We start from the raw sequence: 12,571 nt of genomic DNA, 5'->3' as shown, positions 1-12,571 counted from the left end.
GAGGCACCGAACGCCAGGGGCAAGAGCCCTTGGTTACTTGGGGCTTTTCCAAGTGACTCGCCGTAAGGGCGAAACCCCAAGTGGTCGTTACCGCAGCAATGGATATGTACGCCTGAAAGACAATTATCGCCTGCCAGGACGCCATCGCCGGCAAGCCTGGCTCCTACAGGTAAAAGCGAAACCCTAGGTGGTCGTTACCGCAGCAACGGATATGTACACCTGAAAGACAATCATCGTCTGCCAGGACGCCTTCGCCGGCAAGCCTGGCTCCTACGGTAAGGGCAAAACCCTAGGTGGCCGTTACCGCAGCAACGGATATGTACTCAGTCACAAACCCCATTGGCCGCCAGGACGCCTTCGCCGGCAAACCGGGCTCCTACAGTAGAACGGGTATAGCCGCGAGCGATTGGTCGGCTGTCAGCCCCCTATCGCAGGGGCCTCAAAGATGATCCGCATCAATCACCGCCTTGGCGAACGCCTGCGGATCTTCCTGTGGCAAGTTGTGGCCGATGCCGCCGCTGATCAGGCGGAATTCGTACTTGCCGGTAAAGCGCTTGGCGTAATCCTCGGGGGCGGGGTGCGGTGCGCCGTTGGCGTCGCCTTCCAGGGTGATGGTCGGCACGCTGATGGAAGGTGCGGTGGCCAGTTTCTGTTCCAGCGCTTCGTAGCGGCTCTCGCCCTGGACCAGGCCTAGGCGCCAGCGGTAGTTGAACACGGTGATGTCGACATGGTCGGGGTTTTCCAGCGCCTTGGCGCTGCGGTCGAAGGTGGCGTCATCGAAGGCCCATTTTGGCGAGGCCGTTTGCCAGATCAGCTTGGCGAAGTCATGGGTGTTTTTCTCGTACCCGGCGCGGCCGCGGTCGGTGGCGAAGTAGAACTGGTACCACCACTGCAGCTCGGCCTTGGGTGGCAGCGGGTTCTTGCCGGCGGCCTGGTTGCCGATCAGGTACCCACTGACCGAGACCAGTGCCTTGACCCGTTCTGGCCACAGCGCCGAAACGATGTCGGCCGAGCGTGCGCCCCAATCATAGCCACCGAGCACGGCTTGCTTGATTTTCAGCGCGTCCATGAAGTCGATGACGTCGCTGGCCAGGGCGGCCGGCTGGCCGTTGCGCAGGGTTTTTTCGGAGAGAAAATGCGTGTCCCCGTAGCCGCGGGCATAGGGCATCAACACGCGATAACCCTTGGCCGCCAACAAGGGCGCGACTGCGTCATAGCTGTGTATGTCGTACGGCCAACCGTGCAGCAGAATCACCACCGGGCCATCGGCCGGGCCCGTTTCGGCGTACGCCACGTTGAGCAGGCCGGCGTTGACATGCTTGAGCGGGCCAAATGGCAAATCTGCCGCCTGCGTGACGCCAGCCGCTGTCGCAGCAGGCTGTAGGGTAGCGGAGGTTTGTCCGTGAGCGGCTCCCAGGACGCCGAACAGACTCAGCGCGAGGATCGAAGCGCTGATCAGACTGCGGCGGGGTTTACCGGTGTTGTCGTTCTGCTGTGCCATTTTCATCGTGATCTCTCCCTTGCAAACCGCTGGCCAGGGGACCCAGCCGATCCCCTTCAAACCCTGCCTGCATTTGAGCGCGATGACGTATCTGGCCTGTGTCGAAGAGCGGGACCGGTGCAAGCACCTGTATCCCGCCGTTGTCCAGATACACAGTGATACACAGCGTCGCATCAAGCCTGCGCTGCGCTTACCTCACCACTGACCATGGACTTCCTGCGCACCGATTGATACAGCAGGCTGGACACCATGAAGCCAATGATCGCCAACCCGCTCATCAGGCTGAATACATAGGTATAGCCTTGCTCGCCAGGGAAGTGGTCGAGGATCGCGCCGTAGATCACGTAGGCGAACATGCCCGGTGCATAGCCGATCAGGCAGCCGATGCCGAAGGCCGAGCCGGTGATGTGTTGCGGGATGCCGACTTCACCCATCGGCGCCCAGAACACGCCGCGCATGGAGAACACGATCAGCGCGAAGGACAGGGTGGCGGCCATGCCGGCATAGATGAAGCTCGGGTTCTTCGGAATCAGCAGGATGATGCCCATCAGCGGCAGCAGCGCGAGGAACGCCCACTTCAGGTAGCGGCTGGTGCTCTTGAACTGCTTGTCGGCGATGAAACCGCCGGCAGGGCCACCGAGGATCTTCAGGAAGTACTGGTTGATGATGCCGTAGGCGCCCACCAGTGCCACCGGCAGGCCGTACATTTCCTTGAGGTAGGGAATGAAGTAGGTCAGGCCGCAGTAGACGATGTAGACCATGAACACGTTGAGGCTGACAAGCCAGATGCCCGGCACCTTGATGGCTTCGAACAGGTTGGCCAGGCCGTTGCCGGGCTTGGCGGTCGTTTTTGTGCCACCGCTCTTGAGCAGGAACCAGGTCAGGGTCCCGGCCAGAATGTCGATCACCGAGTAGAACAGGATCGCCGATTTCAGGCCGGCTTCACCCGACCCCATGGCAACGAACACGCCCAGCGCGCAGAAGGCCACCAGGGTATCGACGACACCACGTCCACCTTCCAGCAGGCCGAACAGCCGACCCTGCTCCTGATCATCCCCCAGGTTGCGGATGGCCTTGAGCAACGAGGGCCAGAAGAGGCAGTCGGCACACACCGCCAGCAGGCTGAACACGATCAACAGGTTGTTGAAGGGGGGAAAGGTTGCCAGGTACAACCCAAGGCTACCGGTGCCGATCAGGCCGAGGGGGATCAGTTTGCGCGTGTCGTAGCGATCGGCGAGCAGGCCGCCGACCACGAACAGCGCAGTGGCGATGATCGCGTTGGCGCTCAGCAACAGGCCGATTTCAGTGTGGCTCAAGCCCATGAATTGCTGCATGGGCACATAGAAGGCGTCCTTGAGGTTGGCCAGTTTGTAGATGGTGCCGCCACCGAGGATCAGTATCAGGAATCTGAGCCATTTGGCCTTGTTTTGAGTTGTCATTATTGTTCTCCGGGTGTAATCGGTTCGAAGCGTCGGGTTCAGGCTTGGGTCTTATTGGGCAGGGTCAGGCCAGGGTCAGCTCGGCCAGGGTGCGCAATTCGGCCAGCACACCGCGTACATAGGCCACCTGGTTGTTCGCCCAGCGGTGCTCGTCGGCCAGCATTCGCTCCAGCGAGAAGCCGTCGGGCAGGGGTGTTTCACTCATTTCCCGATAAGCGATGAAGGGGTCGGCCGCCTCAGCGGTCTGGCGGAACGCCGGCGCCACGTAGTGGTTTTCCTGCTCGAGGATGAAAGCGATCACCTGCGGGGTTGTGTCGCCCAGCATCAACAGCTCGAACAGCAGTCGGGCGCTGGGCAGGTCGTCTTCAGTGCTGCCTTGCAGCACGCCGTAATGGCCGAAGCCGTTTTGCTCGGGGACGATGCGCACACCCTTGAGGTGCGCCTGGCGGATGTGCGGTGCCAGGTTGCGCAGCGCCTGCAGGGGTTGTTCGCAGGCATTGATCATGTTGCCGAAGTCAAACAGGGCATGCAGGCGAGGGTGGTCGAGGCGGTTGAGCAGTTGCGCGATCTCGTTGCTCTTGAGCTCTTCATGCTGTTCGAAGTCGAAGTACAGGTCGTGCTCATCCGCCTGCTGCGCCAAGTAGCGCAGATCGGTTTCGATCAGGTCCATGACCCGCGACAGCGTTCCCTCGTAGCGCGAGTAGACGCGGATGTTGCGTACGCCCAGGGCGCGGGCGATGGCGATCACCTGGTCGACATCTTTCTTCTGTGTGCTGCTGATTTCCAGATGCACGTCCAGTCCCAGGGCGCGGGCCTTGTCGGCAAACACCTGCAGTTGCGCGGGCGTCATCTGGCTCAGGCTGTTGGCTTCGCCGTCGAGCAAGTGCAGGCTCAGGCCTTGCAACTCGTGGCGATAGGCGAAATCGAGCAGGTCGACGGGGGTGACGCGACCCTGGGTGAGGTTGGTCAGCAGCGGATAGGCGTGGGCAAACAGGCGCAGTTGCGCCAGTCGTTCGAGCAATTGCCGGGCCAGTGCGTCAGTCAGCACGGGCGCCGTGTCTTCCTCGACCACGTTGTGGCAAAGCAAAGCGTTGAATCGTTCCTGGATCTTATTGTTCATTCGAGTCGTTCCTGGTTCAGACACCGGGTCTTGCGGCGCAGCCTTTATCGCGCCAGCCAGGAACTCTCGATAGATCCATTATCAGTTAATTGATAAGACCACTTGTTGTGCTCAAGTGGCCTGCGTCAGGCACCCCATCGCGTCCAGGGCCCGGGCCAGCGCCTCGACGCGCTCCCGGGCCTGGTGTTCGGGGGTGCCGGCAAAGCCGATCAGCAGGGCCGGCGGCAGGACGTGCTCGATGCAGTAGTCGGAGAGGGCGTAGGTGTGGATGTTGTGTTGCGCCAGTTGCTTGGCAATGGCGTCGTCATCGAGCTCGGGAGGCAGCCAGGCGATCAGGTGCATGCCGGCGTCCACCGGGGTGATTCGCAAGAAGTTGCCGAGTTGTTGTTGCAGTTGCTCGACCAGCGCTTGCTGGCGGGCCTGGTACAGCGCGCGCATACGGCGAATATGGCCGAGAAAGTGACCTTCGCGCATGAAATCCGCGGTCACCGCCTGCAGCAGTGTGGCGGGGCTGCGATCCATCACCGCACGCAGGGTGCAGAAGGGCTCGATCAAATCCTGCGGCAGAATCACGTAACCCAGGCGCAACGAGGGGAAGAGCACTTTGCTGAATGTACCGACGTAGATCACCCGAGCCCGTTGATCCATTGCATAGAGTGCCGGCAACGGGCGGCCGTTGTAGCGAAACTCACTGTCGCAATCGTCTTCGATGATCCAGCTATGGTGGTGTGCAGCCCAATCGATGAGTGCCTGACGCCGCGCATAGCTCATGGTTACGCCCAGGGGATGCTGGCGAGACGGTGTGGTAAAAGCCAGGCGAGCTTCAGGGCAGCGGCTCAGTCCTTGCTCGACATCGATGCCCTGTTCATCGATACGCACCGGCACTACTTGACCGCCTTGGGCCTGGAACGCGATTCGCGCGGCGATATGCCCCGGGTCCTCCATCCACACGCTGTCCTGGGGGTTGAGCAACAGCATGGCCAGCAGGTTGAAGGCTTGTTGGGCACCGGAAACGATCACCACCTGCTCGACACTGCAGTCGATGCCACGGGCGTCGAAAACGTATTCGGCAATGGCCTGGCGCAGGGCCAACAGCCCTTGCAGTTCGCCATAGCCGAGCATGGCTTTGCTCGGCTTGTGCAGGTGGCGGTTCATCAGGCGTTTCCAGACCGGTTGCGGGAACGCGTCGTAGGCGCTGTGGCTGGGCAGGAATGAAATGGGCGTTTGCGCCGCCCAACCGGTATAGGAAACGCCACGAAAATGCCGGCTGCGCAACGACAGCATGGACTGGCTCAGATCGGACAAACGAGGGGGCTCGGGCTGCTGTGGTTGCTCGGCAATGCCTCGGCTTTCCCACTCAGTGCCGACGTAGGTCCCGGCCCCGGTCCGCGACGCCAGAAAGCCCTCGGCAATCAGTTGATCGAATGCATTGAGAATGGTGATCCGCGACAGTTCCAGCTCCTTGCTCAAGGTGCGGGTCGATGGCAGGCGCACGCCTCCCTGAATCCGCCCCCCGAGAATCTGTTTGCGAATCTGCAAGTAGAGTTGGCGGTAAAGGGGGATGGCGCTGGCACGGTCCAGCGCGATGCCCGACAACAGCAAACCTGCGGAGGATTTCATTACATGCTCGTCTGGATGGAGTGTGTTTGACCTGGAACGCCGTCAGGCACCCCGTAAGGGTAGCGAGCGACACTGGAGAAGTCATCCACCGCCGTCATCGCCACAGCGAGCACTGTCATGAAATGAAAAGCCATTGTCGTCTGATGAGAAGCGGCTCACCAGGCAGCATCCTACAGTCCAATCAGCGCAAATCGACGCAGCAGCCAATATTGCAGACTGGAGAATAAGAAAAATGGCCAAGGCCGTACGCTTCTACGAAACCGGTGGTCCCGAAGTCCTTCGCTACGAGGATGTCGAAGTCGGCGATCCCGGTCCAGGCCAGGTTCGACTGCGTCATGTGGCGGTCGGCCTGAACTATGCCGACACCTACTTTCGCAATGGCACCTACCCAATCCCGATGCCCAACGGCATGGGGGTCGAGGCGTCCGGTGTGGTCCAGGCCATCGGCGAAGGCGTGACCAACGTCCAGGTGGGGGACCGCGTCACCTATACCGGTTTCCTCAACACCCTTGGCGCCTACAGCACCGAACGGCTGATTGCGGCCGCGCCGCTGATCAAGCTGCCGGAAACCATCAGCTTCGAAACGGCGGCGGCGATGACCATGCGCGGCCTGACGTCTTCGTACCTGATGCGCCGCATCTACGACTTCAAGGAAGGTGACAGCATTCTGCTGCACGCCGCCGCTGGCGGTGTCGGCCTGATCGTTTCGCAGTGGGCCAAGTTGCTCGGGCTGAACGTGATCGGCACGGTGTCGACCGAGCAAAAGGCCGAGATCGCCCGGGCTCACGGTTGCGACCATACGATCAATTACAGCCATGAAGACGTCGCTGCACGCGTTCGCGAATTAACCGACGGCGTGGGCGTCAATGTGGTGTTCGACAGTGTTGGCAAGAACACCTTCATGGGTTCGCTGGATTCGTTGAAACCCCGTGGCCTGATGGTCTGCGTGGGTACTGCATCCGGGCCGATCCCGGCGTTCGACCCGGTGATGCTGGCGATGAAAGGTTCGCTGTACCTGACCCGTCCGGCCCTGGCCAACTACATCAGCGACCCGGCCGAAAAAGCCGCCCTGGCCGGTGAGTTGTTCGATCACGTCGGCAGTGGCCGGATCAAGATCGAGATCAACCAGCACTACGCCTTGCAGGATGCGGTACAAGCGCATCGTGACCTTGAGTCGCGCAAGACAACCGGTTCGTCGATTTTCGTCATTTAAGGAGCGGCCAGCCATGAAAGTCGAACAATTGACCTATAGCATCGGCGCCGAACTGATCGGCGTGAACCTCGCCGACGCGGTGCATGACGACGGTCTGTTTGCCGAGATTCGTGCCCAGTTGCTCAAGCACCGCGTGGTGTTCCTGCGTGACCAGGACATCACTCGCGCCGAACACGTGGCCTTCGCCCGGCGCTTCGGCGAACTGGAGGACCATCCGGTGGCCGGCAGCGATCCGGAGCACCCGGGGCTGGTGCGCATCTACAAGAACCCGGACCAGCCGATGGACCGCTACGAAAACGCCTGGCACACCGATGCGACCTGGCGCGAGGCACCGCCGATGGGTTGCGTGCTGCGCTGCGTGGAATGCCCGCCGGTCGGTGGCGACACCATGTGGGTCAACATGGTCGAGGCCTACGCGCGCTTGCCTGAAGACGTAAAGCTGAAGATTGCCGACTTGCGCGCCCGCCACAGTATCGAAGCGAGCTTCGGTGCGGCGATGCCGATCGAGAAACGCCTGGCGCTCAAGGCCATGTACCCGGACGCCGAGCATCCGGTGGTGCGCACGCACCCGGAAACCGGCGAGAAAGTGCTGTTCGTCAACGCCTTCACCACCCACTTGAGCAACTACCACACCCCTGAACGGGTGCGCTTCGGCCAGGACGCCAACCCCGGCGCGAGCGATTTGCTGCGCTACCTGATTAGCCAGGCGTATATCCCCGAGTATCAAGTGCGCTGGCGCTGGAAACCCAACAGCATCGCCATCTGGGACAACCGCAGTACCCAGCACTACGCCGTCATGGATTACCCACCGTGCCATCGCAAGATGGAGCGCGCCGGGATCATCGGCGACAAGACGTACTGATCGACCCTTTCTGCATACGCACTCGTAAACACGCCTGCCCGGCACGCATCCGGGTGGGCGGGACAATCATAAGAACTGGAGTAACTCATGCAATTCTTCGACGATTCCCTGCACCCCGAAAACATGGAAAAAGTGGTCATCACCGTGGCCCCGTACGGCCCGGAATGGATGCCGGAAGACTTCCCGGAAGACATCCCGTTGACCATGGACGAGCAAGTCCAGAAAGCGGTCGATTGCTATGAAGCCGGCGCCACGGTCCTGCACCTGCATGTACGTGAACTGGACGGCAAGGGCTCCAAGCGCCTGTCGAAGTTCAACGAGCTGATCGCCGGTGTGCGCGAAGCCGTGCCGGACATGATCATCCAGGTGGGTGGCTCGATTTCCTTCGCCCCGGAAAGCGATGGCGAAGCCGCCAAGTGGCTGTCCGACGACACTCGCCACATGCTGGCCGAGCTGACGCCAAAACCTGACCAGGTCACGGTGGCGATCAACACCACCCAGATGAACATCATGGAACTGCTGTACCCGGAATACCTGGAAGGCACTTCCCTGGCCAACCCGCTGGTCCAGGCTGCCTACAGCGAAATGACCGTACCGGCCGGCCCAGCCTGGGTTGCCGAGCACCTCAAGCGCCTGATGGACAACGACATCCAGCCGCACTTCCAGCTGACCGGCATTCATGCCTACGAAACCCTGGAGCGCCTGGTGCGCAAGGGCATCTACAAAGGCCCGCTGAACCTGACCTGGATCGGCATCGGCGGTGGTTTTGATGGTCCGAACCCGTTCAACTTCTTCAATTTCATCCACCGTGTTCCGGATGGCTGCACCCTGACCTCCGAATCGCTGCTCAAGAACGTGCTGCCGTTCAACACCATGGCGATGTCCATGGGGCTGCACCCGCGCGTTGGCAACGAAGACACTATCATTGATCACAAGGGCGAGCGTTTCGGCTCGGTTGCGCAAATCCAGCAAACCGTGCGCATTGCCCACGAACTGGGTCGCGAAATCGCCACGGGCAAAGAAGCCCGCGAGATTTATCGCATCGGCGTGAAGTACGACAGCATCGAGCAGACCCTGCTGGCCAACGGTATGTCGCCCAACCGCAAGGCCGGGCAAAAAGGTGTGCCGCAACGCGGCTGACCCGTGGTGCGCACGAGAGGCCGTGACCCCTCGTGCGCACTGCAAAACGCTTGATAACAAAAATAAATAAAAGCTTTGAGGAGGCTGCATGGCCTTTCACCCAATCGCCGACGATGACGACGCTGGTTGCGTCAACGTTGCGCGTAAATATGCCTGGATTGTCTTCGCACTGACGTTCGGCCTGTTGATTTCCGACTACATGTCACGCCAGGTGCTGAACGCGGTGTTCCCGCTGCTCAAGGGCGAATGGGCCTTGAGCGACGGGCAGCTTGGCCTGCTCAGTGGCATTGTCGCGCTGATGGTTGGCCTGCTGACATTTCCGCTGTCGCTGATGGCTGACCGCTTTGGCCGGGTCAAGAGCCTGGCGCTGATGGCGATGCTGTGGAGCCTGGCCACGCTGGGTTGCGCGTTGGCGCAGGACTATCAGCAAATGTTCATCGCGCGGTTCATGGTCGGCGTCGGCGAAGCCGCCTACGGCAGTGTCGGCATCGCGGTGGTGATTTCGGTGTTTCCGAAACACATGCGGGCGACCCTGGCCAGCGCGTTCATGGCGGGCGGGATGTTTGGCTCGGTGTTGGGCATGGCGTTGGGCGGTGCTATCGCCGCCAAGCTTGGCTGGCGCTGGTCGTTCGCTGGCATGGCGCTGTTTGGTTTGCTGCTGGCAATCCTGTACCCGATCATCGTCAAGGAAGCACGCATTGCGCCCAAGCGTGCAGCCCAGTTGGCGAACAAGGTAGCCGCGGCCAAGCGTCCGCTGCGTACGCTGTGGTCCAGTCGTTCGGTGGTGGCTACCTACATCGGCAGCGGCTTGCAGCTGTTCGTCGGCGGCACGGTAATGGTGTGGATTCCCAGCTACCTCAATCGCTACTACGACATGCCCACGGACAAGGCTGGCGGCATGGCCGCAATCATCGTGCTGTGCAGTGGTACCGGGATGATCCTGTGCGGCATGCTCAGCGATCGCCTGTGTCGCAACTCGCCGGAACGCAAGGTCAGCCTGGCCATCGCGTTTTGCCTGGGCAGTTGCCTGTTGCTGTCGGCGGCGTTCGCGCTACAGGCAGGGCCGTTGCAGCTGGCACTGATCTGCCTGGGCATGCTGATTGCCACCGGTACCACCGGCCCGGCTGGCGCGATGGTTGCCAACCTGACCCATTACTCGGTCCATGGCACGGCCTTCGCCACGCTGACATTGGCCAACAACATGCTGGGACTGGCGCCAGGACCATTCATCACCGGAAGGGTGTCGGACCTCATCGGCCTGCATGCCGCTTTTCAACTGGTGCCACTGGTCAGCCTCGCGGCAGCGGCCGTGTTCTTCTACGCCAAGTGTCATTACCACAAAGATATTGCCCGTCTTCAGGGTCAGACCGTGCCTGACCGCGTCAGCCAAGCCGGGTTAGAGGTGAAGTTGTGAGTCGTCGTCTACAGATTGATGTGTTTTTCGATTTTATCTGCCCCTGGTGCCTGATCGGCAAGCGCCAGCTGGAGCATGCGCAGGTACAGTTTCGCAGTCGCCACCCGGATGTGCAGATCAGCACGCAGTGGCATGGCGTGCAGTTGCTGCCACAGTTGCCGGTAGAAGGTGAGCCCTTCGCCGATTTCTACCGCAAGCGCCTGGGCAATGCCGACGCCATGACCATGCGTCAGGCCCAGGTACAACGGGCTGCCGCGGCGGTTGGACTGAACATCGACCTGACCCAGATCGAGACGATGCCCAACACCGCCGATGCCCATCGCCTGTTCGAGCGGATCAGCGCATTGGGCAATGCTGCCCAGTGTGAAATGTTGCTCGAGCGGCTGTTCGCCGCTTACTTCCGCAAGCGCGAGAACCTGGGGTGCCACGAGACTTTGCTCGCCATCGCCCGCTCCTGCGGTTTCGATAGCGACGCTGTGCTCGATTGCCTGAAGGGCGATGCCACGCCGTTTGCAGGATCACCTGGTGCGACCAGTGGTGTGCCGAGCTTCCAGTTCGACCGGCGCATAACGGTGATCGGTGCACAACCTGCCCAGGCGCTGCTCAGCGCGATGAACGAAGCGCTCAAGGAACCTGAGCACGAGCGGCAGCCGGCATGACCCGGCGCATTCCCGTACCTGTCGGCAAACATCCGCAGGCCGGTGGCCGGGCGCTGTTCGAGTTCGAGGACAAAAGCCTGGCGTTGTTCAACGTCGACGGACAGCTGTTTGCCATCGACGACAGCTGTCCGCACCAGGGCGCCTCGCTGTGTGGCGGACGTCTCGAGGGGCGGGTGATCCAATGTTGCGCCCATGGTTTGCGCTTCGATTTGCACAGCGGCTACCTGCTCAATTCCAGGCAGGTCAAAGTCAACAACTACCCGGTCGAGATCATCGACGGCCAGGCGTTCATCGTCATAGTTCCTGAGGAGTCCGCGCCATGAGCGCCATCGCTCTTACCCGCATCCATAGTCGCACGCGCGAACTGGCCCCGGGCTTCATCGTCAGTCTGATCGTGGCTGCCGCCGCGTCGTTCTTGTCCGAGCACTACGGTGCGCCCGTCATGCTGTTTGCCCTGCTGCTGGGCATGGCCCTGAATTTCCTCGCCGGTGACGGCGTCTGCAAGGCCGGTATCGAGTTCACCGCACGCACCGTGTTGCGAATCGGGGTGGCGCTGCTGGGCATGCGCATCACCCTCGAACAGATGGCGGCGCTGGGCTGGAAGCCGGTGGCCCTGGTGGTGATCCTGGTGGTGGTGACCATCGGCGTGTCGGTAATCGCGGCCAAGGCGCTGGGCTTTCAGCGTTTGTTCGGCATGCTCACGGGTGGGGCTACCGCGATCTGTGGTGCATCGGCCGCATTGGCGCTGGCGGCAGCGCTGCCTAATCACCCGCAGAAAGAACGCGCGACCCTTTTCACGGTGATCGGAGTCTCGGCGCTGTCGACGTTGGCGATGATCGTCTACCCGATGATCGCCAATTGGCTGCAACTGTCGCCGCAAGTGGCCGGGGTGTTTCTTGGAGCGACCATCCACGATGTGGCGCAGGTGGTCGGTGCCGGCTACAGCATGTCAACCGAGACCGGTGACACGGCGACAGTGGTCAAGCTGATGCGCGTCGCCATGCTGCTGCCGGTGATCGTCACCGCCGCGATGATCACGCGCATGCAGGGCGCCGATCCGACCGGCAAGCGGCCACCGTTGCTGCCATGGTTCGCTGTCGGTTTCCTGATTCTGGCGTGCATCAACAGCACCGGGTGGATAGCCCCGGCGGTGCAGGGCTCGATCAATGAGCTGTCGCGCTGGTGCCTGGTGGTGTCCATCAGTGCCTTGGGCATGAAGACCCAGCTCAAGGAGCTGGCGGCGGTGGGCATCAAGCCGATCCTGCTGATGGTGGGGGAGACGGTGTTCCTCGTCGTGCTGGTGCTGTTGTTGCTGCACTGGGGCCTATGACTGCCGACGTAAATCGTTTTCTGGCAGAGGACCGCACCGCAGTTGGCTCCTAGCTGCGGTGGTGTTCTCGACCGGTGTCGATGACACTGGTTTTTCACGGCGACTGTACCAGCAGTCGCCGTTTTTTTTGCCCGGTGGGCCTGTGTGAAATTTTCTGTCGGAGTACATATCCATTGCTGCGGTAACGGCCACTTAGGGTTTCGCCCTTACGGCGACTCCCTTTTTCAAACGCCGGAGTGCCGGCCCAGCAAAAAGGAAGCAAAAGGCTTTGCC

Annotated in this window: 11 protein-coding genes; 7 read left to right on the top strand and 4 right to left on the bottom strand. The window is 61.3% G+C overall.

The window, feature by feature from the left end; genetic code table 11:
- Positions 1–439 precede the first annotated feature (439 nt).
- The 4 genes from AC1Q8Q_RS31830 to pdxR all read right to left on the bottom strand — a co-directional run bounded on the left by AC1Q8Q_RS31830 (position 440) and on the right by pdxR (position 5,680).
- Entirely contained in the window at positions 440–1,507 is a 1,068-nt protein-coding gene (locus AC1Q8Q_RS31830; RefSeq protein ID WP_020798549.1) for an alpha/beta fold hydrolase, read from the bottom strand.
- Between the two features lie 167 nt (positions 1,508–1,674).
- Positions 1,675–2,940, bottom strand: a complete 1,266-nt coding sequence (locus AC1Q8Q_RS31825; protein ID WP_033043380.1) for an MFS transporter — start codon at positions 2,938–2,940, stop codon at positions 1,675–1,677.
- A gap of 64 nt (positions 2,941–3,004) precedes the next feature.
- Entirely contained in the window at positions 3,005–4,060 is a 1,056-nt protein-coding gene (locus AC1Q8Q_RS31820) for a sugar phosphate isomerase/epimerase family protein (RefSeq protein ID WP_083348858.1), read from the bottom strand.
- A gap of 111 nt (positions 4,061–4,171) precedes the next feature.
- Positions 4,172–5,680: a MocR-like pyridoxine biosynthesis transcription factor PdxR gene (gene pdxR, locus AC1Q8Q_RS31815; RefSeq protein WP_492615957.1), complete on the bottom strand. Its 1,509-nt coding sequence runs from the start codon at positions 5,678–5,680 to the stop codon at positions 4,172–4,174.
- A gap of 232 nt (positions 5,681–5,912) precedes the next feature.
- Here pdxR and AC1Q8Q_RS31810 point away from each other — a divergent pair, with 232 nt between their 5' ends.
- The 7 genes from AC1Q8Q_RS31810 to AC1Q8Q_RS31780 all read left to right on the top strand — a co-directional run bounded on the left by AC1Q8Q_RS31810 (position 5,913) and on the right by AC1Q8Q_RS31780 (position 12,298).
- The gene (locus AC1Q8Q_RS31810; RefSeq protein WP_020798544.1) at positions 5,913–6,893 is read left to right on the top strand and encodes a quinone oxidoreductase family protein; all 981 of its coding nucleotides are present in this window, start codon (positions 5,913–5,915) and stop codon (positions 6,891–6,893) included.
- A 13-nt stretch (positions 6,894–6,906) separates the two neighbouring features.
- Positions 6,907–7,755: a TauD/TfdA dioxygenase family protein gene (locus AC1Q8Q_RS31805; protein WP_020798543.1), complete on the top strand. Its 849-nt coding sequence runs from the start codon at positions 6,907–6,909 to the stop codon at positions 7,753–7,755.
- An 87-nt stretch (positions 7,756–7,842) separates the two neighbouring features.
- Positions 7,843–8,895 (top strand): beta-keto acid cleavage family enzyme, encoded by a 1,053-nt coding sequence (locus AC1Q8Q_RS31800; protein WP_020798542.1) that lies wholly within the window; start codon positions 7,843–7,845, stop codon positions 8,893–8,895.
- 88 nt (positions 8,896–8,983) lie between these two features.
- On the top strand, positions 8,984–10,309 hold the full coding sequence (locus tag AC1Q8Q_RS31795; RefSeq protein WP_020798541.1) for an MFS transporter: 1,326 nt from the start codon (positions 8,984–8,986) through the stop codon (positions 10,307–10,309).
- Positions 10,306–10,968, top strand: coding sequence for a DsbA family oxidoreductase (locus tag AC1Q8Q_RS31790; RefSeq protein WP_020798540.1), 663 nt, complete (start codon positions 10,306–10,308; stop codon positions 10,966–10,968). Before AC1Q8Q_RS31795 ends, AC1Q8Q_RS31790 begins: the two co-directional genes overlap by 4 nt.
- Entirely contained in the window at positions 10,965–11,291 is a 327-nt protein-coding gene (locus tag AC1Q8Q_RS31785) for a Rieske (2Fe-2S) protein (RefSeq protein ID WP_020798539.1), read from the top strand. Before AC1Q8Q_RS31790 ends, AC1Q8Q_RS31785 begins: the two co-directional genes overlap by 4 nt.
- The gene (locus AC1Q8Q_RS31780) at positions 11,288–12,298 is read left to right on the top strand and encodes a YeiH family protein (protein ID WP_020798538.1); all 1,011 of its coding nucleotides are present in this window, start codon (positions 11,288–11,290) and stop codon (positions 12,296–12,298) included. The genes AC1Q8Q_RS31785 and AC1Q8Q_RS31780 overlap by 4 nt, the downstream gene beginning before the upstream one ends.
- The last annotated feature ends 273 nt before the right edge of the window (positions 12,299–12,571 follow it).

The organism is Pseudomonas sp. GW823-FHT06B06 (genome assembly GCF_058795195.1).
The sequence above is the reverse complement of the archived record's forward strand: the minus strand, read 5'-3'. Positions and strand labels throughout refer to the sequence as shown.